The organism is Pseudomonas sp. PAMC 25886, from assembly GCF_000242655.1.
Lineage (GTDB): Bacteria > Pseudomonadota > Gammaproteobacteria > Pseudomonadales > Pseudomonadaceae > Aquipseudomonas.
In genome coordinates, this window is the sequence record NZ_AHHC01000015.1 from 40,198 (window position 1) to 65,410 (window position 25,213).

At 62.7% G+C, this 25,213-nt stretch carries 22 protein-coding genes; 11 read left to right on the forward strand and 11 right to left on the reverse strand.

Translation table 11 applies throughout. The features are described from left to right. Positions 1 to 48: 48 nt before the first annotated feature. From MUM_RS0103565 to MUM_RS0103580, 4 genes are read right to left on the reverse strand one after another with little or no spacing between them, the layout of a single operon-like run. Positions 49 to 1,314: an efflux RND transporter periplasmic adaptor subunit gene (locus MUM_RS0103565; RefSeq protein ID WP_010167028.1), complete on the reverse strand. Its 1,266-nt coding sequence runs from the start codon at positions 1,312 to 1,314 to the stop codon at positions 49 to 51. Continuing rightward, complete coding sequence (locus tag MUM_RS0103570; protein WP_010167030.1) at positions 1,304 to 2,785, reverse strand: TolC family protein; 1,482 nt, start codon at positions 2,783 to 2,785, stop codon at positions 1,304 to 1,306. The genes MUM_RS0103565 and MUM_RS0103570 overlap by 11 nt, the downstream gene beginning before the upstream one ends. Further along, positions 2,778 to 3,977, reverse strand: a complete 1,200-nt coding sequence (locus tag MUM_RS0103575) for an ABC transporter permease (RefSeq protein WP_010167031.1) — start codon at positions 3,975 to 3,977, stop codon at positions 2,778 to 2,780. Before MUM_RS0103575 ends, MUM_RS0103570 begins: the two co-directional genes overlap by 8 nt. Then, positions 3,974 to 4,681, reverse strand: a complete 708-nt coding sequence (locus MUM_RS0103580) for an ABC transporter ATP-binding protein (protein ID WP_029615767.1) — start codon at positions 4,679 to 4,681, stop codon at positions 3,974 to 3,976. Before MUM_RS0103580 ends, MUM_RS0103575 begins: the two co-directional genes overlap by 4 nt. Positions 4,682 to 5,044: 363 nt before the next feature. On the opposite strand from MUM_RS0103580, the gene MUM_RS0103585 reads away from it, so the two are divergent. Beyond that, on the forward strand, positions 5,045 to 5,797 hold the full coding sequence (locus tag MUM_RS0103585; RefSeq protein WP_003211721.1) for a TetR/AcrR family transcriptional regulator: 753 nt from the start codon (positions 5,045 to 5,047) through the stop codon (positions 5,795 to 5,797). A gap of 230 nt (positions 5,798 to 6,027) precedes the next feature. Here the strand turns inward: MUM_RS0103585 and MUM_RS0103590 are convergent, their stop codons facing one another. After that, positions 6,028 to 6,873 (reverse strand): alpha/beta fold hydrolase, encoded by an 846-nt coding sequence (locus tag MUM_RS0103590; protein WP_010167036.1) that lies wholly within the window; start codon positions 6,871 to 6,873, stop codon positions 6,028 to 6,030. A gap of 105 nt (positions 6,874 to 6,978) precedes the next feature. Here MUM_RS0103590 and MUM_RS0103595 point away from each other — a divergent pair, with 105 nt between their 5' ends. Next, entirely contained in the window at positions 6,979 to 7,842 is an 864-nt protein-coding gene (locus tag MUM_RS0103595) for a LysR family transcriptional regulator (protein WP_010167038.1), read from the forward strand. Here MUM_RS0103595 and MUM_RS0103600 read toward each other — a convergent pair whose 3' ends face one another. Together MUM_RS0103600 and MUM_RS0103605 are read right to left on the reverse strand one after the other, a co-directional pair. Beyond that, positions 7,843 to 8,904 (reverse strand): FUSC family protein, encoded by a 1,062-nt coding sequence (locus tag MUM_RS0103600; RefSeq protein WP_010167040.1) that lies wholly within the window; start codon positions 8,902 to 8,904, stop codon positions 7,843 to 7,845. A 164-nt stretch (positions 8,905 to 9,068) separates the two neighbouring features. Continuing rightward, positions 9,069 to 10,694, reverse strand: a complete 1,626-nt coding sequence (locus tag MUM_RS0103605) for an NADP-dependent glyceraldehyde-3-phosphate dehydrogenase (RefSeq protein WP_010167042.1) — start codon at positions 10,692 to 10,694, stop codon at positions 9,069 to 9,071. A 191-nt stretch (positions 10,695 to 10,885) separates the two neighbouring features. Here MUM_RS0103605 and MUM_RS0103615 point away from each other — a divergent pair, with 191 nt between their 5' ends. Next, complete coding sequence (locus MUM_RS0103615; protein ID WP_010167044.1) at positions 10,886 to 11,113, forward strand: hypothetical protein; 228 nt, start codon at positions 10,886 to 10,888, stop codon at positions 11,111 to 11,113. A gap of 28 nt (positions 11,114 to 11,141) precedes the next feature. Beyond that, complete coding sequence (locus tag MUM_RS0103620) at positions 11,142 to 12,008, forward strand: Dyp-type peroxidase (RefSeq protein WP_010167046.1); 867 nt, start codon at positions 11,142 to 11,144, stop codon at positions 12,006 to 12,008. Positions 12,009 to 12,848: 840 nt separating this feature from the next. Here the strand turns inward: MUM_RS0103620 and sodC are convergent. The 3 genes from sodC to MUM_RS0103635 all read right to left on the reverse strand — a co-directional run bounded on the left by sodC (position 12,849) and on the right by MUM_RS0103635 (position 17,230). Next, positions 12,849 to 13,370, reverse strand: coding sequence for a superoxide dismutase family protein (gene sodC, locus MUM_RS0103625; protein ID WP_010167047.1), 522 nt, complete (start codon positions 13,368 to 13,370; stop codon positions 12,849 to 12,851). Between the two features lie 116 nt (positions 13,371 to 13,486). After that, positions 13,487 to 13,939, reverse strand: coding sequence for a winged helix-turn-helix domain-containing protein (locus MUM_RS0103630; protein ID WP_010167049.1), 453 nt, complete (start codon positions 13,937 to 13,939; stop codon positions 13,487 to 13,489). A gap of 72 nt (positions 13,940 to 14,011) precedes the next feature. Next, entirely contained in the window at positions 14,012 to 17,230 is a 3,219-nt protein-coding gene (locus tag MUM_RS0103635; RefSeq protein ID WP_010167052.1) for a type III effector HrpK domain-containing protein, read from the reverse strand. A 562-nt stretch (positions 17,231 to 17,792) separates the two neighbouring features. On the opposite strand from MUM_RS0103635, the gene MUM_RS1000000134560 reads away from it, so the two are divergent. The 7 genes from MUM_RS1000000134560 (at position 17,793) to MUM_RS0103670 (ending at position 23,500) form a co-directional block, all read left to right on the forward strand. Continuing rightward, positions 17,793 to 17,954, forward strand: coding sequence for a hypothetical protein (locus MUM_RS1000000134560; protein WP_003207273.1), 162 nt, complete (start codon positions 17,793 to 17,795; stop codon positions 17,952 to 17,954). 125 nt (positions 17,955 to 18,079) lie between these two features. Beyond that, positions 18,080 to 18,973 carry a SctD/MshK family protein gene (locus tag MUM_RS0103645; RefSeq protein ID WP_010167057.1) on the forward strand — a complete coding sequence of 298 codons (894 nt, stop codon included), beginning with the start codon at positions 18,080 to 18,082 and terminating at the stop codon, positions 18,971 to 18,973. Between the two features lie 28 nt (positions 18,974 to 19,001). Continuing rightward, the gene (locus tag MUM_RS0103650) at positions 19,002 to 19,358 is read left to right on the forward strand and encodes a hypothetical protein (protein ID WP_010167059.1); all 357 of its coding nucleotides are present in this window, start codon (positions 19,002 to 19,004) and stop codon (positions 19,356 to 19,358) included. After that, positions 19,358 to 19,693, forward strand: a complete 336-nt coding sequence (locus MUM_RS0103655) for a tetratricopeptide repeat protein (protein ID WP_010167061.1) — start codon at positions 19,358 to 19,360, stop codon at positions 19,691 to 19,693. The genes MUM_RS0103650 and MUM_RS0103655 overlap by 1 nt, the downstream gene beginning before the upstream one ends. Further along, positions 19,690 to 21,828 carry a type III secretion system export apparatus subunit SctV gene (gene sctV / locus MUM_RS0103660; RefSeq protein ID WP_010167063.1) on the forward strand — a complete coding sequence of 713 codons (2,139 nt, stop codon included), beginning with the start codon at positions 19,690 to 19,692 and terminating at the stop codon, positions 21,826 to 21,828. Before MUM_RS0103655 ends, sctV begins: the two co-directional genes overlap by 4 nt. Further along, positions 21,825 to 23,105, forward strand: a complete 1,281-nt coding sequence (locus MUM_RS0103665) for a type II and III secretion system protein family protein (protein WP_010167065.1) — start codon at positions 21,825 to 21,827, stop codon at positions 23,103 to 23,105. Before sctV ends, MUM_RS0103665 begins: the two co-directional genes overlap by 4 nt. A 14-nt stretch (positions 23,106 to 23,119) precedes the next feature. Continuing rightward, positions 23,120 to 23,500, forward strand: a complete 381-nt coding sequence (locus tag MUM_RS0103670; RefSeq protein WP_010167067.1) for a hypothetical protein — start codon at positions 23,120 to 23,122, stop codon at positions 23,498 to 23,500. 938 nt (positions 23,501 to 24,438) lie between these two features. On the opposite strand, the gene MUM_RS0103680 is transcribed toward MUM_RS0103670, so the two are convergent. Continuing rightward, positions 24,439 to 25,203: a tetratricopeptide repeat protein gene (locus tag MUM_RS0103680; protein WP_010167069.1), complete on the reverse strand. Its 765-nt coding sequence runs from the start codon at positions 25,201 to 25,203 to the stop codon at positions 24,439 to 24,441. Positions 25,204 to 25,213: the final 10 nt, after the last annotated feature.

The window sequence follows — 25,213 nt, forward strand, 5'->3', positions numbered from 1 at the left end:
AACTGACAGATTGCTATCGCAGGCAAGCCAGCTCCTACCGGTCGGGGTTCATGGCCCGACCTTCACAAACCCCGGCTTCAACCCGAACACTTCAACCCCCTGCGCCGTCGACTGCCCGGTCGTTACCGTGACCCGCTCCACCGGTTTATCCATCGCTGCCCGATATTCCACCGTCATTACCCCGTCCCCGCGACTGATCGCCTGGGCCGGCACCACAATCGCCTGGTCATTGTTGTAGGTCACAATGGTCAACCGCGCACTCATCCCCAGCCGCACCCGTTGCAGCTGTTGCGGGGTCAGCTTGGGGATCGACAGGGTGACCGGAAACTGCGCGCTGCCCTGGCTGTCGCTGGCAATCGCCAAGCCACTGACCACACTGACCGAACCCGTCAGCCGCTCGCCGTCAAACCCGTCACCCAGCACCTCCACCGCCTGCCCTTGGTGCAACTGGTTGATGTCCAGCTCCGACACCTTGGTGACGATTTTCAGCTTCTCGATATTCGCCAGCCCAAACAGCACCTGGCCCTGGCTGACCTTGCTCCCGGCCTGGACCGGCGCATTGTTGTTGCCACCGCCCGGGCCTGACGAGTTACTGCCCGGCGCAGGCACCACGATGCCGGAGAACGGTGCCTTGACCTCCTTGCCATCGAGCAGGGTGTGCAGGGCGTCATATTTCACCGTGGCATTGGTCAGCTCCATATCGGCGATCTGCCGGTATTCGCCTTTGCCTTGTTCGATCGCCTGTTGCAGTTCGCCGCGGGCGGCCACCAGGTCGAGTTGTTGCTGGGCGGTCTGCTGTTTCAGGTCGTCGAGTTCGTTGCGGGGGATGATGCCACGCTTGAACAGGTTTTCACTTTCGGTGAGTTTGCGCTGGGTGTTGCTGGCGGTCATTTCGGCGGTGCGCAGGCTGCGGCGGGCACGGCCGACTTGTTGGCCGCTGTCCCAGTCCTGCATTTCCTGAACGGTGCGCCGGGCCTTGAGCTGCGCGGAGAGGGCGTCGCGCAGTTGCACTTCGAGGGTGGCCGGGTCCATGCGCAGCAGCACCTGGCCGGCCTCGACCCGCTGGCCCTGTTCCACCAGGTTGGCCTGCACATTGCCGTCGAAGGGCGCCGTGAGGGTGATGGTGGTATCGGGTTCGATCTTGCCCACCAGGCCGATCTGGTGCACCAGTGGGTCGACTTTCACCGCCAGCCATTGCTCGGCATTGCCGGGCGGGTTCGCGGCCGGGCTTTGGCGGCTGAGCAGCGTGATGCCGACACCGGCCACCAGCACAATCAACACGGCACCCAGCAGGCGCTTTTTATTAGTAGTCATTGAGGGCGATTTCCCAACTTTCCAGCGTCATGCCCAGGGTCAGGTCGAACTGAGTCTGGGCGTTCAAATAGGCAATCAACGCATTGAGCCGTGAGTTCTCGGCGTTGCGCAGGTCGTTTTCGAAACTCAATACCTGGAAGTTGGTGGAGCGCCCGGCGCTGAGTTTTTCCCGTTCGATTTCGATCTTGCGCCTGGACAGCTCCACCGCCCGCTGGGAGATTTCATACTGACGCCAACGGGTGCCCAGGTCGCGTACCACATCGTTGACGTCGCGCTCCAGTTGCTGGCGGGCGTCGGCGATGATGATTTCCTGGTTCTCCACGTCGACCCGCGCATGCACCTCGGCCTGGCGGGTGCTGATATCGCCGATGGGAATCTGCACCTGCACGCCGGCGTAGCTGTCCCAGCGCCGGTTGCTGTTGTAGCCGTTATCGTCGTTGGTGGCGGCCCGGATCTGGTTCGCGCCAGCCACCAGGTCCACCTGCCAGCGCCCGGAGTCCTTGGCGATCACCAGGTTGAGGTCGGCCTGCTGGCTGCCGAGCAGGGTGGCGAGGTATCCCGGTTGCTGGTTCTGCGCCAGGACGAAAGCCTGGTGCTTGTCGATGTCCATGCGCTTGGCTTCAAGGGCCTCGGTGGCGCGGATCGGCGTCGACAGGTCGAGGGCCAGCAGGCGCAGCAGGGCCAGGCGGCTGGTGTCCAGTTGGTTCTGGGCTTCTTCGACTCCCAGTTGCTGGGTGGCGATATCGGCTTCGGTCTGCACAATCTCGAATTCGGCCATGCGCCCGGCACTGATCAGCGCCTTGTTCACTTCCAGCAAGGTGTCTGAGCGCTTGAGCGCGTCCTGCACGATGCTCAACTGTTCCTGGGCCCGCAGCAACTCGCGGTAGGTGGTGATGATGTTGCTGATGGTCTGCGCCACGTTGGCCTTGAGGTTCAGGCGGTTGGCCTGTTCCGACAGGCGTGACAGGCGCAACGGGGCGGTGGTGGCGTCCCAGCCGGCACCGCGCATCAGGGGCTGGATCACCGACAGGTCGAGGCCGTCGCTGCGGAAGCGTCCGGCGCGGTCGGCGTTGTTCAGTTGCTGGGTCCAGTTCATGCTCAAGCGCGTGCCGTACTCGCCGAGCAAGGTGGCGTTGGGCGCCAGGTTGGCGTTGCGGGCGCTGTCGTCGGTGCCTTTGGTCGCGCGGTAATAGCTGTTCAGGGTCAGCTTGGGGTTGAAGGTGTCTTCGGCCACCCGCAGGTCGAATTTCTGCGCCACCCGTTGCAGGTACGCGCTGCGAATCGCCGGGTTGTTGCGCAGGCCCAGGTACACCGCGTCACCCAGGGTCAGGGTGGTGGACTGGGCATTCAGCGACACGCTGCGTTCATAACCACTGCGAGTGGTGCTGGGCGCCGAGGGGCGAATCACCACATCGGCGGCCATGCTGTGCAGGCTCACCAGGGCCAGCGATAACAGCAGCCGTTTATTCATCGCGCAGGGCCTCCACCGGCTGCAGCCGTGAAGCCGACACCGCCGGATAGATCCCGAAAAACAGCCCCACCAGCAACGTGCTGCCCACCCCGAGGGGCAGTGCGGCGACCGCCAGGGAAAACTGCCAGCCGGACAGCCAGGCATACAGATAGGCGGCGGTCATGCCCAGCACCGCGCCGCATAAGGCACCGACGGCGGTCAGGGTGACGGCCTCCAGCAGGAACAGGTTGCGAATGTCTCTCTGGCGCGCACCGAGGGCCATGCGAATCCCGATTTCCCGGCGCCGCTCCGAGACGTTCATCAGCATCACGTTCATCACGCCGACGCCGCCGCCCACCAGGGAAATCGCGCCCAGGGCCAGCAGCAGGTAAGCGAAGGTGCGGCTCTGCCGGGTCATGCCATCGATCATTTGCTGGGGCACCTGAATGTCGACATTGTGGTCGGTGATCTGGTTTTGCAGCGCCGCGGCGGCGTCCCGGGCGACACGGTCCATGTCCTGGCCGGGAGTGGCGCGGATAATCACATTGCCGATTTGCGGGCTGAAGTAGATCCGGCGCATGCCCGGGGCGGGGACGAACAGCGATTCGTTGGCCTGTACGGGGATCAGCATTGCCCGGGGCTGGTTATGAAGGATGCCCACCACCAGGTAGAGGTAGTCGTTGATGCGCACCCGGTCGCCCAGTTGCAGGGGGTCGCCGGGGGCACTCAAGGCCTGGACCACCTGTTCGCCGACGACCGCGTAGGTTTCGCCCGCGTCGAAGTTCGACAGGAAACGCCCGTCGCGCACCGACAGGCGCATGGCGTCCTTGAGGTCTGGCGTACTGCCGACGAAGCTCGCATTGAAGGTGCGGCCATGGAACACCACCGGACCGCTGAACATCGAAATCGCGCCAATATGGGCGATGCCGGGCACGCTGCGGCGCACCGCTTCCAGGTCCAGGCTGGCAGGCATGGGGGCAATGCTGGTGCCCTTGGGCGGGAACTGCGCCACCAGGGTGTCGGTGCCCATGTCCTTGAATATCATCGCCGCGTCTTCGGCGGCGTTGTGCCCGATATTGATCAGCGCCACCACCGAAGAGCTGCCGATGACGATGCCTAAAAGGGCCAGGATCGAGCGCTTGCCCAGGGTGCGCAGGCTGACAAACGCCTCGTGCAGCAATTGGCTCAGGCTTTGTTCGACCCGCAGGCTCATAGGCGCCCGGCCTCTTGCACCACACCATTGCGCACCAGGATCTTGCGGTTCAGGCGCTCGGCAATGTGCGGGTCGTGGGTGACGATAATCAGCGTCACCTGCTGCTCGCGATTGAGCGCCAGCAGCAGGTCCATGATCTCCTGGGCGGTGCTGCTGTCGAGGTTGCCGGTGGGCTCGTCGGCGAGGATCACCGAGGGGTTGCCCACCAGGGCGCGGGCGATGGCGACCCGTTGGCGCTGGCCGCCCGACAGGTCGGCCGGGCGATGGTGGGCGCGCTCGGCCAGGCCCACCTGGTCGAGCATGCGCAGGGCCTGTTCCACCGAGGCATGCCGCGACACACCTCGGTAGCTCAGGGGCAGGGCGACGTTGTCCAGGGCACTGAGGCGCGGCAGCAGGTTGAAGCTTTGAAAAACGAAACCGATTTGTTGATTGCGGATCGCCGCCAGCTGATCGGGACTGGCGCTGAAGACGTCATGGCCGGCAAACCGGTAGTGGCCGCAGTCGGGCAGGTCGAGCAGGCCGAGAATATTGAGCAGGGTACTTTTGCCGGAACCGGACGCGCCGAGAATGCCGCAGCTGTCACCGGTTTCGATGGCCAGGCATACATCATTGAGAATCGACAGGTGTTGACCGGCCAGCTGATAGCTTTTGCCGATGCCTTGCAGGGAGATAAAGCCTGGGTGCGCGGGGGTATCTGTCATCATGACTACGCCTGCAGTCTCGACAGTACCGTGCTTTCCCTGAAAATCCTTGTAACAAGTTCAGGAGCTGCCTGGCACACGTCACGGACTGGTTTTATTTCTTGTTTTTAAAATATTGTTTGAATACTAACCGCGATCCAGCCGTTCCGCCAGCCATGGATATAGAGCGGTTTTACCCTTTGAAACGATTCTTTAAAGGGGCGTTTCAGGCGCCGGAAAAATCCATCAGCTACCCTCAACGAGCCCGTCGCTGCTGGCTTTGAATAGTATGGCGCAGTGTCACTACTTGCTTTCGGGCAGCGGCCCCGGTATAAAAAATCAAATTAATTTTTAAAACAATATTTCCGCAGTGGAACCCCAACCCCTATGGTCGCGAAGAAACTCAGCGCTCCAAACGTTACCAAGACCCGATTGCTGGATGCGACAGAGGCTCTTTTCATCAAATACGGCTATGACGCCGTTTTGTTGCGGCAGATAACCGAGAGGGCACAGGTCAATCTCGCTGCGGTGAATTATCACTTCGGGGACAAGGATTCCCTGATGAAAACCCTGCTGATGCAGCGCCTGGAGCCGCTCAACGAGCAGCGCCTGGAACTGCTCGCGCGGTGCGAAGCCGAATCCGACGGCCCGCTGGACTGCGACACCTTGCTCGGCGTGCTGTTCGCCCCGGCCATGGGCCTGGAGCGCAGCGACCCGGCGAGTGGGGAAGGGCGTTCGTTCATCCGTTTTCTGGGGCGGGTCTACAGCGACACCTCACCGTTTATCCAGGAATACCTCAAGGTGCATTACCAGCCCGTGTTCCAGCGTTTCTTTGAAGCGTTCGCCCTGGCCCTGCCAGACCTGCCGCGCAACGAATTGGGGGTGCGCCTGCAATTTGCCCTCAAGGCGATTTCCGGGGTGATGGCCGGCACCGAGCTGCGCTTGCTGATGAACTCCATGAGCCTGGGACGGCCGGCGACGGATGCCGAGGTGATGGCCAAGCTGATTACCCTGGTGTCCGCGGCGATTCGCGTGCCACAGCAAAGCCCGGAAGCCGAAACGGCCCTGGCGCGGGTGCTGGATACTCAGCGTGCCATCCGTGAGCAAGCGGCGTCGCCTGTCAACAAGGTGGCTCGCTGAACCATCAAGACCGGCTCTCAATGAGCCGGTTAGCCTCGACCAGGCCGATCAAACAACCTTGTAAAAACTCAAATCCCAGGCAAAAAAAACCCGCTGGGGCGGCGGGTTTTTAAGTGCAGCATTTGTAACGGATGAGGCTTCACACTACGGGGCCGGATGTGAATAAAACGTGAAAAATATGTAAGAGAAAGTGTGAAGTTATTGACTTGTATGATCCCGTCAAATGGCCATCAGCGTAGACGCTCAGCCCGGCGAATAAAGTCGACAAGGTACTCGCTCACCCGTGCCGGCGTGTCCTCCATCAGAAAATGTCCCGCGTTATCCAGCACCTGCAGCACCGCCCCAGGAATGTCGCTTTGCAGGCGGTGCGCATACTCCAGCGGCTGCCATTCATCTTCGGCGCCCCACAGAATTTGCACTGGCAACGCCATGCCCGGCAGGCGCTCGGCAAAATCGGCGGTGTACCGTGAATCGTAATGCGCCACCTGATGCTGGTAGAACGCCGGCTGGCCGACCACGCCGCTGATCGGCGCCAGGTACGCCTCCAGCAACTCACCTTGCATCACGCGTTTGTCGTACACGGCCATGGCCAGTTGGCGGATCATCAGTGCCCGGTGTTCGTCAGGTGCCATGCGCGCATGGTCGCTGAACCGCTGGTGAATCCCGCGCCAGGTGGGAGATGGCCACGAGTCATAGCTGGGCGCGTCGGCGATCGTCAACGAACGCACCCGTTGTGGATGCTCCAGGGCAAACAGCAACGCGATGACGCCACCAATGTCATGGCCGACCAGGTGCACGCCCTCAAGCTCCCAGTGGTCGAGTAATTCACCGATCAGCTGGCTTTGCGCCGCGACGGAAGTGTCCGCGTGGTGCGGGCGCTCCGAAGCGCCAAAACCCAACAGGTCAAACAGGTGCACCTGCATTCCGGCGGCCGTCAGGCGCGGCACCACATTACGCCAGATGATGGAGTGGGCGGGTGTACCGTGCAGCAACAGCACGGGCAGCCCATCGCCATGGCGGCCTGTGGCAATGCGCCAACCGTTGATCAAGGCGACTTCGTTCAGCAGGGCAGTCATGGCAAATCCTCGCGGTGATGAAGGCTTTACCCTAAAGTGCTGCTGGCCATGACACCGATGACAACTTACTCTCTGCTAATCCTGTTTTTGTCATAGGTCTCGATCATGAACCAGCGACTGCCCATCGATGTGTTGCGGGCCCTGCAAACCGTGGTGGAAACCGGCAGTGTCACCCGGGCGGCCGAGCGCCTTAACCTCAGCCAGTCGGCGGTCAGCTGGAAGATCAAGCGCCTGGAGAAACAGCTGGAGCGACCGTTGATCCAGCGCGACGGCCAGCGCCTGGTGGCCAGCGACGATGGCGCGCAATTGCTGATCCACGCCCGGCGCATCCTTGAGGCCCACGACGCTGCACTGGCGCATTTCAATCCAGTGCAACTGCACGGCACCATCCGCCTGGGCGCCACCGAGCAGGTGCCGATGGCCGAGCTGTCGAACCTGCTGGGCCAGTTCTCCCGACAGCATCGCCAGCTGGATGTGCGGATCGTGGTGGAACAGAGTCACGTACTGCGCCAGGCCCTGGTGGACCGCGAGCTGGACCTGGCGCTGCACCAGGATTTCACCCACCGCGTCGAAGCGCGTGACCAGTTGTTGTGGAGCGAGAACGTGCATTGGTGCACCCGGCCCGGCTGGCAACACGCACCGGATGACTGCGTGCGGCTGATCACGTTCGGGCCTGGCTGTTTTTACCGGCAACTGGCCCAGGAACGCCTGAGTGCCTTGGGCATTCCCTGGCAGGTGGCGGTGGAGTGTGGTTCGGTGGAGGGTGTGGTCTCGGCCATCGCTGCCGGGCTGGGCGTCGGCCTGCTCAGCAGCGACCACCTCGACAAGCGGGTGGCGGTGCATCGGCCTTTCGAGCAGCAGATGGCGCTGCCTGAAGTGGCCAATGTATTGCGCTTCGCCGAGGACAGCCCCGAGCCCCGGCTACAGGCGTTGCAGCAACTGCTTGTGCAGGCGCTGCACCGGGGCTGATCAGATTTTCCAGTGGCTGGCAGTCTTGGCCAGGCGCTGGCGCATGTCATCAATGTTGGCGGCCAGTTGCAGGGTCAACAAACGGTAACCGTCCAGCGCGTTGACCACCGGCACTTCAAAGGTCTGCTCGTGGGGCGTCATATTGCTCGGCCGCTCCAGCCGTTCGGTCACTCCAGACTTCAAGGCCCGCGCCATGCCGATCAACTGCACCCGTATCTGTCGATGCTCGCTCTTCAACGCCACCTGCATCCGTGCCAGAGCCTCCTTGTCCCGTGGATCGGGCCGGGTGTTGCCGAGGATCTCCAGGGTGCTGATGCACATGCGCAGGTGCCGCTGGATGATGTCCAGCTCGGTCATGGAAATCCGCACTTCCTTGGACACCGACGGCATCAGCGAACGCAGTTGCAGCATGGCGGCGTTAAGCCGATTGAGCAGCTTGAGGTGTTCATCATCGGTCACCGACTGGCCGCTGATGATCCGGCTGTAAATCGCCGCGCAATCGCGCAAGGCACTGGCCAGGTTGTAGCGCCAGGAATACACCGCATACAGCGGCAGGGCGAAGGAAAACGCCAGGGCCAGGACGATGCCGATCAGGATGTCCACCGTGCGCCACAATCCATCCGACAGCGGGTTGTCACCATGGCCGGCGACGATAAACACGGTGATCGCCGACAGCAGTGCGATGTACCCGCCCTTGCCGATGGCGTGATAGGAAAAGAACCCGCACACCACCGACATCAGCAAATAGGTCAACAGCGGCTGGCCCAGGTACGTCTCCTGCACCACCAGCAGCAAGCCGACGCTGGCCCCGATCAACGTACCGTAGGCGCGTTCGACGGCTTTCTTGCCGATATTGCCGTGGTGCTGCAAACCGCCGATCACGATCAGCATCGTCACCGAGGCCCACTCACCGTGGGGCAGGTTGATGCCGGTGGTGAGCAGAATGGTGGCGAGCAACCCAATAGAAACGCGTACCGCGTGGATCAACTTGGCATGACGGTAGCGCCGGTACGGGTCCAATAGCGGACGCAGCAAGCGGCGGGCGAACAGGGGCAAGTGCAATGAAAACGGTCTCAAGGTGGCCTCGGTCGAACAGGCGCCGTCGACTCAGGGTGGGAGCTGGCTTGCCTGCGATAGCGGTGTCATAGCCAACATCACTGTTGGAGGTGAGTCCGTCATCGCAGGCAAGCCAGCTCCTACAGGCGTTCGGCGACCTATTTCAGGGTTTAGAAAATATAGTCAGTGGTCAAAAAGCTCGACGTACGCTCCTGCAAAATGTCGCTCACCAGTTCCTTGTTGCTCGCCTGGAACTTGGTCGCCACCAGGGTACGGATCGAAAACACCCGCAACGCGTCATGTACCGACAGCGTGCCCTCGGCCGAGTTCTTGCGCCCGTTGAACGGGAAGCTGTCCGGCCCGCGCTGGCACTGGGCGTTGATATTGATCCGGCCCACCTGGTTGGCGAACGCGTCCACCAGCCGTCCGACTTCACCCGGGCTGGTGCCGAAGATGCTCAGTTGCTGGCCGAAGTCCGACTCCAGCACGTAGTCGATCACTGTCTCCAGGTCGCGGTAAGGCACGATCGGCACCACCGGGCCGAATTGCTCTTCGTGGTACACGCGCATCTGCGGGTTCACCGGGTACAGCACCGCCGGATAGAAGAACGAGCCACGGCTGGCGCCGCCATTCTCGTTCACCACCTTGGCGCCATGGGCCAGGGCGTCGGTCACCAGGCCACCGAGGTAATCAACCTTGCCTTGCTCGGGCAGCGGCGTCAGCGACACACCGTCTTCCCAGGGCATGCCAGGCTTGAGGGTGGCCAGCTTGTGGTTGAATTTCTCGATAAAACTGTCGACCACATCCTCGTGCACAAACAGGATCTTCAGTGCGGTACAACGCTGGCCGTTGAACGACAGGGAGCCGGTCACCGCTTCGCTGACTGCATTGTCCAGGTCGACCTGTGGCAGCACGATCCCGGGGTTCTTCGCGTCCAGGCCCAGCGCCGCACGTAGACGGTGCGGTTTTGGGTGCAGCTTCTTCAAATCGCTGGCGGCCTTGTTGGTGCCGATAAACGCAAAGATATCGATCTTGCCGCTGGCCATCAGCGCGCTGACGGTCTCGCGGCCGCTGCCGTAGATCACGTTGATCACGCCGGCGGGGAAGCTGTCGCGAAATGCCTCCAGCAACGGGCGAATCAGCAATACGCCGAGCTTGGCCGGCTTGAATACCACGGTGTTGCCCATGATCAGCGCCGGGATCAGCGTGGTGAAGGTCTCGTTCAGCGGGTAGTTGTAAGGGCCCATGCACAGCGCCACGCCCAGCGGTACGCGGCGGATTTGCCCGAGGGTGTCCTGTTCCAGCTCGAAGCGGCTGGAGCGGCGATCGAGTTCCTTGAGGGCGTTGATGGTGTCGGTGATGTAGTCGCAGGTGCGGTCGAATTCTTTCTGCGAGTCCTTGAGGTTCTTGCCGATCTCCCACATCAACAGCTTCACCACCGCGTCGCGCTGTTCACGCATGCGCCGCAAAAAGGCCTCGACGTGCTGGATGCGATCTACCACGCGCATGGTCGGCCAGGCGCCCTGGCCACGGTCGTAAGCGGCCACGGCGGCGTCGAGGGCCGTCAGGGCAGTGTCGGCGTCCAGCAGCGGGGTGCTGCCGATGATCACCGGCGTGTCACCGTCGGCGCCGCGCAATTGCACCGGGCTGCGTACCTCGGCCAAGGGGCCGTGCCACACATGCAACTGGCCGCCTACCAGGTAATCACGTTGTTCAATGGGCGCTGCGAGGCGGAATTGCTCGGGAATCTCGGCGGCAGTGGGAAACAGCTGGGCGAGCAGGTTGTCGGTGGTCATGTCGCTACCCCTGGAGTGGTTGCAAAACGTGACTAGAGATTCACCCATCAACCGCCCGTGTGGCAAGGGCTAGACGCATTACGTCCAGATATGGCCCGCCAACAGGCCGCCGAACAGCGCCACACCGATCAGGCGTTCACTGCCCCAAACCCTGACCAGTCGGCCGGCGACCAGGCTGCCCAGGCTCACCAGTGGCGGCGCAACAGTGCCTGGACTGGACCGAGCGCACTCATCACCTGGCCGGGCCGTTGGGCGTACACCTGCTGAATGCTCTGTGCGAGGCCGACTGGCTGCGCCGCTCGAAAAACTCCCGCGCGGTGCTGGTCACGCCCAAAGGCTGGGCGCAACTCAAGGCGCAACTGAACCTCGACCCGCGAACCCTGGAAAACCTTGAGCACAACCCGGCACTGGCCGGTTAAACTGCGCGGCTTTCTTGAAGGAGTTCACATGAGTCAGTACCAGCCGGGCATTCTTGCCGCACCGGTGCCGTTGCAGGCACGCCATCTGTTTTTTGCCATTGAGTCCCTGGAGGCTGTACCTGCCGCACTGGATGCGCTGGTGCAGTTGGCAGACGCGAATGCAGTGGTGGGTTTCGGTGAGCCGCTGGTCAATGCCCTTGGCGCCCGGGTTGACGGGTTGCGGGCGTTCCCTCACGTGAGCGGGCCGGGGGCGGAGAATCCGTCGACCCAGCAGGCGTTGTGGGTCTGGCTGCATGGTGTGGATCGCGGTGAGTTGCTGTTGCGCAGCCGCGCGTTTGAGAAGGCCCTGGCGCCGGGGTTTGCCTTGGTTCAGATGACCGAGGGTTTTCGCTACAAGACCGGGTTTGACCTGACCGATTATGAGGATGGCACTGAGAATCCCCATGACGATGCGGCGGTTGAGGCGGCGGTGGCGGAGGGTGGGGCGAGCTTTGCGGCGATCCAGCAGTGGCAGCATGATCTGGATGGGTTTGCGGCCTTGCCGGCCCTGGAGCGGGATCACATCATCGGTCGCCGCCATGGTGATAACGAGGAGCTGGAGGATGCGCCGGAGTCGGCGCACACCAAGCGTACGGCTCAGGAGAGTTTTACCCCTGAGGCGTTTGTGGTGCGTCGGTCGATGCCTTGGGCCGAGAATGGGCAGGCGGGGTTGATGTTCCTGGCGTTTGGGCATTCGTTTGATGCGTTTGAAGCGCAGTTGCGGCGGATGAGTGGGCTGGAGGATGGGATTGTTGATGGGTTGTATCGCATCAGCACGCCGTTGACTGGGGGGTACTACTGGTGTCCGCCGGTGCTTGAAGGGCGGTTGGATTTGAGTTTGGTTTTTTCAGGGTGAGTACATATCCGTTATTTAGGTAACGGCGGCTTATGGTTTCGCTCTTACAGCGACTCACTTTGGAAGAGCCCCAAAGTAAGCAAAGGGCTCTGCCCCGCCTGTCGGCACCTCGCCTAGGCTCGGTGTTCCCTCACTCCGGCGATGCTCCGCGGGCCGCCGCGATGGGCCATCCTTGGCCCAGCGCGGCTAAACCGGCGTCCTGCCGGTTTACCCGCTCCGCACCCCCTGCGTTCGGCCTCGGGCTTATTGGGGCAGTCAGAGCCAGATCAAGATCAAAAGCAAGAGCACAGCGGCCTACAGGCCGGCTTGAGTGGTAGAAGCCAGATCAAAAGCCAAATCTGAAACTGATGCAGCTCTGCTTTTCTGTGGGAGCTGGCTTGCCTGCGATGCAGACGACTCGGTCTCTCAGGTACACCGAGGCGATGCCATCGCAGGCAAGCCAGCTCCCACATTTGACCGTGCCCGCTCTAGATTTTGATCTTGCCTTTGCTCCACACCACTCAAGCCGGCCTGTAGGCCGCTGTGCTGTTGATCTGCTTTTGATCTTGATCTTAGGCGCCCCGTTAAACCACGCTGGCCGAACGCAGGTAGTACGGAGCGGGTAAACCGGCAGGACGCCGGTTTAGCCGCGACGGGGCAGGGACGCCCCGTCGCGGCGGCCCGCGTAGTAATGCCGGAGTGCGGGCACACCGAGCCTAGGCGAGGTGCCGAGTGGTGGGGCAAGAGCCTTTTGGTTACTTTTGGCTGGGCCGGCATTCCGGCTCCTTTCAAAAGTGACCCGCTGTAAAAGCGGAACCCATATCAGCCACAACCAAAATAACGGATATGCCCCCCGCCAACTCAGATCACCCCACACACCAATCGCTCACCCCCACCACCCAAAGGCTTGGGCATGTCGGAGTGGTTATCCCCCCCGGCATGAATCATCAACGCCCGGCCCTTGATCTGCGCAATGGTCTTCAACCGCGGCGCCAACACCGGGTTAGTCGAAGTCCCGTCCATATTCACATACAGCGCCGGCAAATCCCCCAGATGCCCCTCGGCATACGGCCCCAAATGCTTGCCCGTTTTCTGCGGGTCAAAATGCCCACCGGCGGCCAGCGCCGCCACCTTCACGCCATCCTTCACACCCGCCTCACAGCTGCCGTTCTCATGGATATGAAACCCATGCACCCCCATCGGCAGGGACTTCAAGTCAGGGGTGAAAATCAGCCCGTACGCCGACTCACTGATGGTCACCGTACCAACAGGCTGCGGCGCGCCATCGGCACTGACAAGGTTGACCGGAACTTGCAGGGTCGCCGCCTGAGCGGTGCCAATGACGAGGAGGCTGGCCAGGCTGAGCCAATGAATACGATTCATGAGAAGTTTCCCGAAAAGTTGATAAAAGTGAGCAGTCTCGGGAAACACAACGACCAGCCCGGCCAAATAATTCCGCTGGAAAAAACATATTTTTCCAACGGAATAATCACCACGGCTCAGCTGTTAAGCCTTTCCTGCCGCACGCTGTGCACCGGCTTCGCCTCACTGCCCACACAGCGGCGACAGCTATAAACCCCCAGCACCACCGGTTTTTTCAGCGCCTCGCGCTCCACCCAGGTCGGTGCGACAAACCGATAACCCTGGCCCGTCGCCGTCGCGATATAGACCGAGTCATCGTCCCCCAACGCCCGGCGGATCGCCTTGATCTGCGCCCGCAGGTTGCATTCCTCCACCACCAGCCGTGGCCAGGCGATGTCCAGCAACTGGGTTTTCTCCAGCAGTTCTCCAGGCCGCGAGGCGAGGGCGATCAGCAAGGTCAGGGCGCGGTTGCCCAGGCTCACCGGTTCACCGTTTTTCAGCAGCAGATGACGTCTGGGCAGCAGTCGATAAGGACCAAAGTGAATTTCAAAAGCGCTGTCTTCAAGGTGGCTGCGTTGTGAATACGTCATGTGATTAACCTTTGTGCGTGTTCAAGACACAGCCCCGCGCGGCTCCCTTTCGCGCAGGGCTGCAAGGGAGGGTCAGGTGTTGATCGCTGGGATCGGGTCGTCCGGATAGTCCCCGGGTTCTGTCGGGCCGCCGGTCAAGCCGTATTGCTTGAGCACTGGCGCCAGCTGGCCGTAGAACGCGTCCTGCGCCTTGCCATGGGCGTCGGCCAGGGCGAAGGGCAGGAAGGCGCTGCCGATGCCGCCGAGAATAGCCGTGGCGCCGCCGAGGATGCCGCTGATGGTCCCGGCCACCGCACCGATTTCCGTGGCGCCGTATAACCCGGCGCCGGCTTCCACCAGGCCGGCCACCGCCGCACCCGTGCCGAGCACGCCGGTGGCGACGGAGAAACTGCCGGTCAGGTAATCCCCTTTTTTCAACGAATCGACACCGCCAATCACCCCGATCACGCCGCCGATGATCCCGCCCGCCGAGCCGATGATCTTGCCGGCCGCGCCGAGGTTGGCGATTTGCTGCGGGCTGAGCGGACCCTTGCCCACCGGCACCTTGCCGGGGAAATCCCCAATGGTGCCGCCGTCCGGACGGTTGACCCAGGTGATGCCGTAGCCTGCTTCCTTGGCGTACTTGGTGCCGCCTTCCATCAACAGCCCGGCAAATTGCAGCCCGGCGGACACCCGGTTGGCGTCCGCCACCGGCGTGTTGCTGCCGCTGGCCGATCGCGCCATCAGCACGCCGCTCATCAGCACCGCACTGCCGATGTGCAACAGGCCTTGCTTGAACGCCGGGCTGACGTCGCCGAACTTCATGCCTTCGATGGCCTTGGGCAGCGCGTCGGCAATTTTGTCGCCCTGGCGCCCGATGTCCCACACCGACCGCAGCATCGACACCACCTGCGCCGGGTCGATCTTGCCGCCGTCGGAGGTGACGAACATCTCGGGGTCTTTCTGCTGGGCGTCGTTGATCGCGGCGGTCACCTTGGCTTCGTCGAAGTTGCCCTTGCCGTCCCCCAGGGTGATGTTCAGGGTGTCGGTGGTCGCGCCGCCAAGCAGCGCATCGCCGAGGGCTTCGTTGAAATTCACCTGCAAGGTGGCCGCGTCATCCGCCGAAGCTTTGTCGCCAAGGAAGGCCTGGGCCGAGGCGGTGCTGGCGGCGAAGCTGCTGGCCGCCACGGTCGGGTCCATGCCGCCGGCCACCGCGTCGGTGAAGGCTTTGCCGGTCACCAATTCGTTCTTGTAGTACTGCTGGATGTTGTCGCTTTGCCCGGCCTTGTCCGCGATGCCGGTCAGGTCCACATGGCCGTTGCCCCCCAGCGCCAGGTTGGCGATGGTCGTATCGTTGGCGGCGTTTTGCAGGCCCATGCCCATGTCGATCTGCTTGCCGTTCTGGTCCTTGGCATTCAGGTTGTCGGTGAGGTTTTTGCCGGTCTCGATATCGTTGGTGTAGTAGTTCTGCATCGCGACTTTCATCGTCGGGTTGCTGTCGACGATGTCGGCCAGGGCCGGGCCGCGATTGTTTTGCAGGAAGCCTTGCACATCCGGGTCGGCCGAGAGGGTTTCGATGCCGCTTTGCAGCTGTGCCTTGATCTTGTCTTCGTTGGGGTTGAGGCCGTAGTTGGGCGAGGTGTACTTGTCCATCAGGCCGGCGTGGGGCACGTAATCGCTCACCAGCAGGCGGGTTTGTGCATCGGTCAGTTGCACCAGCACCGCGGCTTTTTGCTCGCCGCTGTAGTTCTGCGGGTTGGCCAGGATGTCGGCGGTCAGGCCCGAGGTGTCGACACCGGCCACGGCGTCACGGGTGGCGGCGCCGTCGAGGAAGGTCAGGGTGTCGCTGTCGGTTTTCGGCGCCTGTTTTTCCAGCCAGGCGCCGATGTTGTCGCGAGTGCCGATGCCGTCCGACTTGCCGGTGGCCGGGTTGTCGCCGCCGGTTTCCAGGGCGTGGAACATCCCGGGTTTCGACCACATCGCCGCCGCGCCGGTCAGCTCGGTGCTCAGGGCCGAATCGCTGCCCAACGCTGCGAGGTTGTCGCTGCGCAGCATGCCGTCATTGCTGCGCTGGTTGGCGTCACCGGGGCGCATCGCCGAACCGGCGCCGGCGGCCAGGCTCTCGTTGGCCATCAGGATCGCCGCCGACTTGGCGTTGGCCTTGGCCAGGTCGCCCGGGTGGCTGCCGAGGAAACTGCCATAGGATTTCGACGCGGCGCCGAGGTCCTTGCCGGCGTTGTCGATGAAGTGGTCGACATCCGAATGGGTAATGACGTTGTCGGCCTTGCCGCGCCCGCCGGTGTCCAGCGCGGCCATCAGGCTCGGGCTGCTGGCCACGTACTTGAGCACCGCCTGGGCTTCCGGCGGCAGGGTGGTGGGTGGGTTGGCGAAGTCGATCGGTGCGCCGTGCAGGCCCCAGGCGTCCCAGTTTTGCGAGAGCAATTGGGCAGCCGCCTTGGGGCGGTTCAGGTCCAGTTCTTCCTTGGTCGGCGTGCCGCTGGTGTTGCCGGTGATGGTGTCCCAGTCCTTGGCGCCCGACACGCCGAACGACGAGGTGTCGATCCAGGAGGTGTCCGAGGCGCCCGCCGCACCGGTACTGCCGGCATACAGTTTGGCCACCTGGTCGTACAGCGCCGGGGTGATGTCCTGGGACACGATCACCTTGTCGCCGGAGGCGGTGGTGTAGCGAATCAAGCCTGGCCCGACCTCTTCGGGCGGGCCGATGTTCGCCGCCGGGTCCATGGTTTCGGTGGGGCCGGCCAGGCGGTAGCCATCGGCCTGGCTGGCGTTGATCGCGAACAGCTTGGCCGAGTCGCCGCTGACCTGGGCAAACAGCGCAGGCGTCTCCTTCTGGCTGACCACGATTTTGTCGCCGGCGCTGGTCTCGTAGCGGATCAGCCCCGGACCCAATTCGGTGGTGCTGCCAATCGCCTTGTAGTTGTCCAGCCCCGGCGCCACGGTGCTGGCGTCGGCTTCCTTGTAGCCGGCGCTTTTGCTGTCGGCCAGGTTCTTTTCAAGGGTCGCATCGCTTTGCTGGGTGTTGTACTGGTTGACCAATTGCTCAAACAGCCTGGGGTTGTCGATCTGCTTGAGGGTCACCGGCTTGTCGCTGCCCAGCGGGGTGTAGGTGATGCTGTTGTTCACCGGTGCCTGGACGTTCTGATAAGGCAGCGGGATGGACGGACCACGGATTTTCGAGGGGTCGAATACTGGCTTGTCGACAGCGGTGAACAGGGCTTTTTCAAACGTGCTCCGGGAGCCATCCGGGCCCTTGTTATCGGCAGGATCAAGGCCATTCGGGATCGCAGTCATAGATCACCTGGAAGTTGTTTTATATAAGTCGATATTTAGTGCAAGTGCACTAACTTGGGCGGGCGAAAGTTGCGAAGTGTATTGAGCAGGCCCGCGCCGAGCTATCAAACGCGATGATCAAGTCGGTTTTGTTACAAATGGCAATATCTGCGAAGTTGGGCAAATGGCTATTAGTTAAAAGTGTGAAGTTGTCGGCTTATTTTCCGAATAATAATGGGCGATCAACGGTTTTACGTGGAATCTGGCGGCATCGAAGTGTTCAAGAATGTTCATTTTAGATGGCGAAAGCCCCGTAATCATTGGGTTTTGGCGTGTATCGGTTTTTCAATAAAAGTTCCACGCCGGCGTGGCGATGAGATTTGCTCAACGGCACGTTGAGCCGGATTTTTCACAGCGCGTGCCGTCAACGTTTCACAAGCTTTCACAGCGAAGGCGTTTTATTCGTGAGTAGTATGGTTCCCATGCAAACCGACGGCTGCATTGCCAACTCACTGTCTGACGCGGGGAGTTCGGTTCGGTTTGCATACCGCTTAACTTCCCTATCGATGCAAGGAGATTGAACATGGCTACTACTCCACCAGTAAGTGCAGGCGGCGCCGACGACGCTATCGCGAAGATGGAAGCAACTTTCAACATGGCCATTGAGAAGTCGGCCAAGATCACCGAGATCAGCACCGCGAAAAAAGCAGAGCTCGACGCCACCAAACAGCGTCCGCAGAACTGATTCGCCATGCGGGCAGCGCCGGCGCTGCCCGCATACCTGCCTCGTCCTGCCTCACCCCGTTGCACCGTTGTTGATCGGCACAGGTGCCGTTGCGGCCTGTGATTCTCAAGGGGGCAAACCCAACCATGACAGCCTTGATTTCCCTGGGCCTGCCCGCCGTGAACGGCGCGCCGACCCTGCTTGTGACCCACGGTTTGCACCAGGGCAGTTCCCTGATGCTCGATCAGCCGGTCTACACCCTTGGCGCCGCACTGGCCGCCGACCTTCAGCTCAGCGACCCCGGGATCGCCGAGTTGCACCTGCGCCTGCGTTTTGACGGTGCCCAGGTGGCCGTCGAAGCCCTCGGCGGCGAGGTACTGATCACTGGCACTGCCGGTGATATCCGCATTCCCCAAGGCAGCGGCCATCGCGCGCGGCTGCCGCTGCAACTGCGCATCGGCACGGCGGGTGTGAGCCTGGCGCTGCCGGGCAGCGCTGAAAAACCGCCTGCGGTGACGCGTACCTTCACGCCCTGGATCATCGCCACGGCCTTGCTGTTTGTGTGCGCCGGCGCACTGGCTTTTCGCAACGATCCGCCTCAAGCGCAAACCGCAAGGCCGGTCGCCGAAAAAGCTGCGGCCAGGCCTTCTCGCGCCGAAGCCAGGGCCTGGTTCGAAGGGCAATTGCAGGCCGCCCACCTGGACGCCGTCAAGGTCAACGACATCGACGGCCAACTCAACGCCACCGGCTCCTTCGAGCGGGCGCAAAAGCCCCAGTGGGTCGCCCTGCAACAAGCGTTCGACCAGCGTTACGGCCAGCAGATCGTGCTCAACCCGCGGGTCGCGGTGCGCGCGGATGCAGCCCGGCCACGGGTGCGCTTTCAAGCGGTGTGGTTCGGCGCCAATCCCTATGTGATCAACGACAGCGGCAAGCGCCTGTACCCCGGCGCGGCCCTGGCAGACAACTGGGTGCTGGAACGCATCGAGAACAATCAGGTGATCCTCGCCCGTGGCGAAGAACGCTTCACCTTCACCCTATGACGCTGCTTTTTTCAGCTAAGGCCCCGGGATGAAAGTCGAACCCCGTCCGTTGATTCCCAGTGAGGTGCGCAGCGCGCCGGTCGAGGCGATTCGCCCGGTCAACTCGCGCCAGGCCACTGCTTTTGAAGCGGTGCTGAAAACCCGCAAGGTCCAGTCCCGGCGCTCCCTGCGCAGCGACCTGGAAGAGCTCACCAGCGCTGCCGGTGTCGACTCGCTGCTGTTTGGCAGCGCCCGTTCCCTGGAGCTGCTGGAACACGTGATGCAGCACCTGTTGCCGAACCTCGACGCCGAGCCGGAAATCAAGGCACTGGCCCACGACTTGATCAGCGAGGAAATCGAGATGCGCCGCACCCTCGAACAACAGCGCTCGGAGGTCCAGGCCTGATGCCCCGGGATAACGACGACGCGGTGCAATTGCTCAAGGGCATCGGCGAGCTGTACCGGCGCAACGGCCAGTCCCAGCGCGCCCTGGTGATGCTGCTGATTGCCGTGAGCGTGGCGCCCAACGACGGCCTGCTGCTGCGCTCGCTGGTGCTGGCGTTCACCGACAGCGGTGACGCCACCCGCGCACTGTCGGCCCTGGACCGCCTGGTGGCGCTGGAAGGCGAGTCCGCCAGCCTGTTGCTGCTGCGCGCCCGCGCGCTGTGGTACGGCGAACGCAAGGACGAAGCGCGCCAGTGCTTCAAACGCTACCTGGCTGCACGGAGAGTGACGCCATGAACCTGCTCAATCGCCTGAACGGCATCGCGCGCATGGCCGCCCAGCGCACCGACGTGATCATCGTCGCGTTCATGCTGATGGCGATCGTGATGATGATCATCCCGCTGCCCACCTACCTGGTGGACATGCTGATCGGCCTGAACATCGCCCTGAGCATCCTGATCCTGATCGTCGCCTTCTACATCGGCCACTCGGTGGAATTCTCCGCGCTGCCGCCGCTGATTTTGCTCAGCACCCTGTTTCGCCTGTCGCTGTCCATCACCACCACTCGCTTGATTCTGTTGCACGGCGACGCCGGGCATATCGTCAAGGCCTTCGGTGACTTCGTGATTGCCGGCCAGGTGGTGGTGGGCATGGTGGTGTTCCTGATCATCACCGTGGCGCAGTTTGTGGTGATCACCAAGGGTGCCGAGCGGGTCGCGGAAGTGGCGGCGCGCTTCACCCTGGATGCGATGCCCGGCAAACAGATGAGCATCGACAACGACCTGCGCAACGGCGATATCGACCAGGCCGAAGCCCGCCGCCGGCGTTCGCGCCTGGAGCGTGAAAGCCAGATGTTCGGCGCGATGGACGGGGCGATGAAGTTCGTCAAAGGCGATGCGATTGCCGGGTTGGTGATCCTCGCGGTCAACCTGCTGGGCGGCATGTTGATCGGCATGATCGAGCGCGACATGGCCTTCGGTGCGGCGGTGCACACCTATTCGCTGCTGACCGTGGGTGACGGTTTGATCGCGCAGATCCCGGCGCTGTTGATCTCCGTGGCGGCGGGTACCGTGGTCACGCGGGTCAACAGCGACGGCGAGGCGGGCGACCTCGGCAGCGAGATTCTCAAGCAGCTGGGCGCCAGCTACCGGGCCCTCGGTTTGACCGCGTTGATCATGGTCGGCGTCAGTGTGATCCCGGGCTTTCCGACCTGGGTGTTCCTCGGGTTGTCGCTGGTATTCGGCGGCGCGGCGTTCGTGATGTACCGCCGACATACCCGTGAACATCAGGTAGAGCCTGAAGCCCTGATCGAGACGCTGGAGCCGGTGGTCGAAGTGCAGCCCGAGCAGGACTACGGCGTGGCGCCCGACACCCGCGTGCTGCTGACCCTCGGCAGCGCCCTGGCCCTCAGCGCGCCACGCCAGTTGCTGACCCAGCGCATTGAGGCGCTGTGTCACGACATCCGCAGCGACCTCGGCGTCGACGTGCCGGTGCCGGGCGTGCACATGGACGCCAAGGCCACGCCGGGCAGCTTCCGGGTGTCCCTGGAAGGCGTGCCGGTGAGTGAAGGCGAGATGCCGGTCAACTGCCTGCTGTTGCAGGACGATCCGGTGCACGTGCAACTGTTGGACATCACCACGCTGCACGCCGATTCACCGCTCAACGGTCGCGCTGCGCACTGGATCGAACGCCAGCACGAAGACGTGTTGCGCAACGCCGGCATCGGCTTCCTGCTGCCGGACGAGGTGCTGCGCGGCGTGCTGGAGCGCAGCCTGCGCCGCTACGCTGCAGACTTTTTGGGGATCCAGGAAACCCGCCTGCTGCTCGAACGCACCGAAGCCACGTACGGCGAACTGGTCAAGGAAGCCTTGCGCCTGGTGCCGTTGCAGCGGGTGGCCGAAACCCTGCGCTTGCTGGTGGGCGAAGGCGTATCGATCCGTAATCAACGGGCCTTGCTCGAAGCCATGGTGGAGTGGGGCGCCCGGGAAACCGATGCCGGCCGCCTGGCCGAACACCTGCGCGCTGCGTTGGCGAGGCAGATCAGCCACCAGTACGCCGACCGCAATCGGGTGATTGGCGCGTTGGTATTGGCGCCCGGTCTGGAAGACCAGTTGCGTGCGTCCCTGCGTCGCCAGGAACCCAGCCGTGAAGTGATCCCTGAAGAGATCAACCGCGCCTTGCTCGCCCAACTGCGCCAGGCCTGCGACAAAACCACCGAGGCCAACAGTGCGGTATTGCTGGTGCACCCGGAATTGCGCCGCAGCCTGCGTCGCCTGGTGCTGCGCGGCGAACTCGAGCTGGCGGTGTTGTCGTTTCGCGAGTTGGCCACTGAATACAACCTGCAAGCGCTGGTGACCATCAGCCTTACCGATATCTCCAACCGCCGTGCACCTGCCGCGGCTTCCGTCACTTCCCTGGCGTCTGCCTCATGATCCGTTTTTGTCTGTTGTTGCTGACGTTGACCTCGTTTTTTTGCAATGCCCAGGACATCGCCAACGGTGCCCAGGGCTCTATCAGCCTGGCCTCCGGTGAAGGGCGGATCCTGCATTTTGTGGCGCCCGTGGAGTCGGTGCTGGTGGCCGAACCGGGGATTGCCGACCTGCAAGTGGTGTCGCCGGGGGTGATTTATATCTTCGGCAAGGCCCCGGGCAATACCAGCCTGATCGCCCTCGGCGGCGACGGCAAACAGCTCGCCAGCCTGACCCTGGCCGTCAGCAGCGCGACCCAGGCGGTGACCGCGCCGATGCAGGAATTGCACCCCGGCAATGGCGCGCAGATCAGCGGTGCCGGCAACCGCCTGATCGCCAAGGGCACGGTGCGTTCGGTGGGCGAAGCGACGGACTTGAACGCGTTGCTCAACCCCCAGGGCCAGGGTTTCCAGAGTGCGGTCAACACCACGGAATATGCCGGTGCGGCCCAGGTCAATTTGCGCGTCAGGTTCGCTGAAGTGTCCCGCTCGGAACTGCTGCACTACGGCGTGAACTGGAACGCCATGTTCAGCAACGGCACCTTCTCCTTCGGCCTGATTACCGGCGGGCCGCTGGCAGCAGCCACGGCTGGTGGCCTGGCGGCAGCGGGCAGCGGCTCGGGCAACACCAATATCGACGGCATGCTCGACGCGTTGCAGGCCAACGGGATCCTGCAAATTCTGGCCGAGCCGAATATCACCGCCATGACCGGGCAAACCGCGAGCTTTCTGGCGGGGGGTGAAGTGGCGATTCCGGTGCCGGTGAATCGGGACCTGGTGGGCATCGAATACAAGTCCTTCGGCGTGTCGCTGCTGTTCAACCCGACGCTGCTGCCCAACGGCCGGATCGCCCTGCAAGTGCGCCCGGAGGTCAGCAGTGTGGTGAGTGGCGGCACGGTGGATTTCGGCAATTTCCATGTGCCGTCGTTCAGCGTGCGCCGCGCCGATACGCGGGTGGAAGTGGGCAGCGGGCAGACCTTTGCGATTGCCGGCTTGTTCCAGCGCGAGAGCAGCCAGGACATCGAGAAGCTGCCGTTGCTGGGCGACTTGCCGATCCTGGGCAACCTGTTTCGCTCCAAGCGTTTTCAGCGCAACGAAACCGAGTTAGTGATTTTGATCACGCCGTACCTGGTGGAGCCGGTGCGCAGTCGCACCCTGGCCACACCGCTCGACGCGCAGCCCGCGACCGCTGCGGCAACGGGGCCGCGCAGCGGTGGGGCGTTTGGTTTTTACATGAATTGATGAGGGGGCATGGCATGAAAGTTTCGCGTTTGTTGATGTGTTTGCCCCTGCTGGTGATGGGCTGCAAGACGCATCTGGCGCCGGTGTATTACTCGCCGCAGTATCAGGCGGACGGGTTGCCGAGCCAGTGCCAGCAGCCGCCGGCCAAGGATGAGATCGGGCTGGATGAGGATTTCAAGGCGACCTTGCCGTTGGGCTGTGCCAACAATCTGAATCTGATGCAGATGGTGGAGCAGCGCCAGGATTTGACTCAGGGGCGGGCCACCGGGCCTGCGATGGCGGCGCCGGTCGGGCGGGCGGCGCAGGTGTATATCGAGGGGTTTGACCGGGAGCAGTTGCAGCGGCGGCAGGCTCAGCAAGAGGCCAAGGCTGGCGCACCGGGAGGTGAGCAATGACTCCCCGTGCACATTCCCCCTGTAGGAGCTGGCTTGCCAGCGATAGCGGTATTCCAGCCCCAGCAGATCTATCTGTCACACCACCATCCAAATGTAGGAGCTGGCTTGCCAGCGATAGCGGTATTCCAGCCCCAGCAGATCTATCTGTCACACCACCATCCAAATGTAGGAGCTGGCTTGCCAGCGATAGCGGTATTCCAGCCCCAGCAAATCTGTCTGTCACACCACCATCCAAATGTAGGAGCTGGCTTGCCAGCGATGGCGGTATTCCAGCCCCAGCAAATCTATCTGTCACACCACCATCCAAATGTGGGAGCTGGCTTGCCAGCGATGGCGGTATTCCAGCCCCAGCAGATCGATCTGTCACACCGCCATCCAAATGTGGGAGCTGGCTTGCCTGCGATAGCGGTATTCCAGCCCCAGCAGATCTATCTGTCACACCGCAACCCAAATGTGGGAGCTGGCTTGCCAGCGATAGCGGTATTCCAGCCCCAGCAAATCTGTCTGTCACACCGCAATCCAAATGTGGGAGCGGGCTTGCTCGCGAAGGCGGCCTAACGGTCGGTGAGTTTCTTGAAGCAGACCGAGTACATATCCATTCCTGCGGTAACGGCCACTTAGGGTTCCGCTCTTACAGCGGGTCACTTTTGGCAAACGCCCCAAAAGTAACCAAAAGGTCTTTGCCCCACCACTCGGTGCCTCGCCCAGGCTCGGCATGCCCGCAATCAGACCCGTCTCCGCGGGCCGCCGCGACGGCCCGTCCCTGGCCCGTCGCGGCTAAACCGGCATCCTTGCCGGTTTACCCGCTACACCGTGCCTGCTTGCGGCCATCGTGGTTGACGGGGCCTGATAGATCAAAAGCAACGTCAGAAGCAGAGCAACAGCAACGGCAACAGCAACAGCAACGGCAACAGCAACGGCAACGGCAAGGTTACCCTTTAGTGCGTATCCACCAGCCCCAACTCCCGCGCCTGTGCAACCGGGTCGCTGATGGCTTTGATGCGGTTGGCTTCGGCAACCAGCCGTACTCGCTCAGCGGCCGGAATGTCGTCCAGCGGCAAGCTGGCCACTCGTTGTTCGTAACCCGCCAACACCAGCACCAACAACTCATTGCGCTGATGCCGTGGCAACGCGCGGGGCGATTGGGTGACGGGGGCGATGGTGTCCAGAGCCTGTTGGGCCTGGCCGCCCAGGGCGTAGGCCAGGGCCAGGTTGCAGCGGCTGTCGAGGTCGTCGGGTTGCAGGCTCAGGCTTTTGGCGAATGCGGTTTGTGCCGTTACCGCCTGGCCGTTCAGCACGTGGGCAATGCCCAGCCGGGTGTAGGCGACCGGCGAGTGGCTGGCCTCGGCGGCTTGTCCCAGGGCCGTCACGGCGCGCTGGGTTTTGCCCAGGCGCAGTTGCGCAGTGCCCAACCCCAACAAGGCGTCGGCGTTGTGGGCCTGAAGGCCGAGGGCCTGCTGGAAGGCGCGCTCGGCACCGGCCGCATCGTTGCCGTCGAGCCGCGCCTGGCCGAGTTTGAGCCACAGGTCGATGCCGGCACCCGGTTGCTGGGCCGCACGTTCATACAGCGCCGCCGCGCTGGCGTAGTCGCCACGTTTGTTCAGGTCGTTGGCCAGCTTTACCGAGCGATCGGTATCGCTCGGCGCGGTGCTGGAACAGGCGGCCAGCAGCAGGCTGCCGGCAAGCAAAAAGTGTTTGGTCATCGTCACAACT

Excerpts from the sequence above, each read along its gene's own strand:
- MUM_RS0103580 (WP_029615767.1), bottom strand. The coding sequence starts at position 4,681 with ATGATGACAGATACCCCCGCGCACCCAGGCTTTATCTCCCTGCAAGGC.
- MUM_RS0103665 (WP_010167065.1), top strand. The coding sequence starts at position 21,825 with ATGATCCGTTTTTGTCTGTTGTTGCTGACGTTGACCTCGTTTTTTTGC.
- MUM_RS0103590 (WP_010167036.1), bottom strand. The coding sequence starts at position 6,873 with ATGACTGCCCTGCTGAACGAAGTCGCCTTGATCAACGGTTGGCGCATT.
- MUM_RS0103620 (WP_010167046.1), top strand. The coding sequence starts at position 11,142 with ATGAGTCAGTACCAGCCGGGCATTCTTGCCGCACCGGTGCCGTTGCAG.
- MUM_RS0103570 (WP_010167030.1), bottom strand. The coding sequence starts at position 2,785 with ATGAATAAACGGCTGCTGTTATCGCTGGCCCTGGTGAGCCTGCACAGC.
- MUM_RS0103605 (WP_010167042.1), bottom strand. The coding sequence starts at position 10,694 with ATGACCACCGACAACCTGCTCGCCCAGCTGTTTCCCACTGCCGCCGAG.
- sctV (WP_010167063.1), top strand. The coding sequence starts at position 19,690 with ATGAACCTGCTCAATCGCCTGAACGGCATCGCGCGCATGGCCGCCCAG.
- MUM_RS0103565 (WP_010167028.1), bottom strand. The coding sequence starts at position 1,314 with ATGACTACTAATAAAAAGCGCCTGCTGGGTGCCGTGTTGATTGTGCTG.
- MUM_RS0103655 (WP_010167061.1), top strand. The coding sequence starts at position 19,358 with ATGCCCCGGGATAACGACGACGCGGTGCAATTGCTCAAGGGCATCGGC.
- sodC (WP_010167047.1), bottom strand. The coding sequence starts at position 13,370 with ATGAATCGTATTCATTGGCTCAGCCTGGCCAGCCTCCTCGTCATTGGC.
- MUM_RS0103630 (WP_010167049.1), bottom strand. The coding sequence starts at position 13,939 with ATGACGTATTCACAACGCAGCCACCTTGAAGACAGCGCTTTTGAAATT.
- MUM_RS0103595 (WP_010167038.1), top strand. The coding sequence starts at position 6,979 with ATGAACCAGCGACTGCCCATCGATGTGTTGCGGGCCCTGCAAACCGTG.
- MUM_RS0103585 (WP_003211721.1), top strand. The coding sequence starts at position 5,045 with ATGGTCGCGAAGAAACTCAGCGCTCCAAACGTTACCAAGACCCGATTG.
- MUM_RS0103635 (WP_010167052.1), bottom strand. The coding sequence starts at position 17,230 with ATGACTGCGATCCCGAATGGCCTTGATCCTGCCGATAACAAGGGCCCG.
- MUM_RS0103645 (WP_010167057.1), top strand. The coding sequence starts at position 18,080 with ATGACAGCCTTGATTTCCCTGGGCCTGCCCGCCGTGAACGGCGCGCCG.
- MUM_RS0103650 (WP_010167059.1), top strand. The coding sequence starts at position 19,002 with ATGAAAGTCGAACCCCGTCCGTTGATTCCCAGTGAGGTGCGCAGCGCG.
- MUM_RS0103575 (WP_010167031.1), bottom strand. The coding sequence starts at position 3,977 with ATGAGCCTGCGGGTCGAACAAAGCCTGAGCCAATTGCTGCACGAGGCG.
- MUM_RS0103680 (WP_010167069.1), bottom strand. The coding sequence starts at position 25,203 with ATGACCAAACACTTTTTGCTTGCCGGCAGCCTGCTGCTGGCCGCCTGT.
- MUM_RS0103670 (WP_010167067.1), top strand. The coding sequence starts at position 23,120 with ATGAAAGTTTCGCGTTTGTTGATGTGTTTGCCCCTGCTGGTGATGGGC.
- MUM_RS1000000134560 (WP_003207273.1), top strand. The coding sequence starts at position 17,793 with ATGGCTACTACTCCACCAGTAAGTGCAGGCGGCGCCGACGACGCTATC.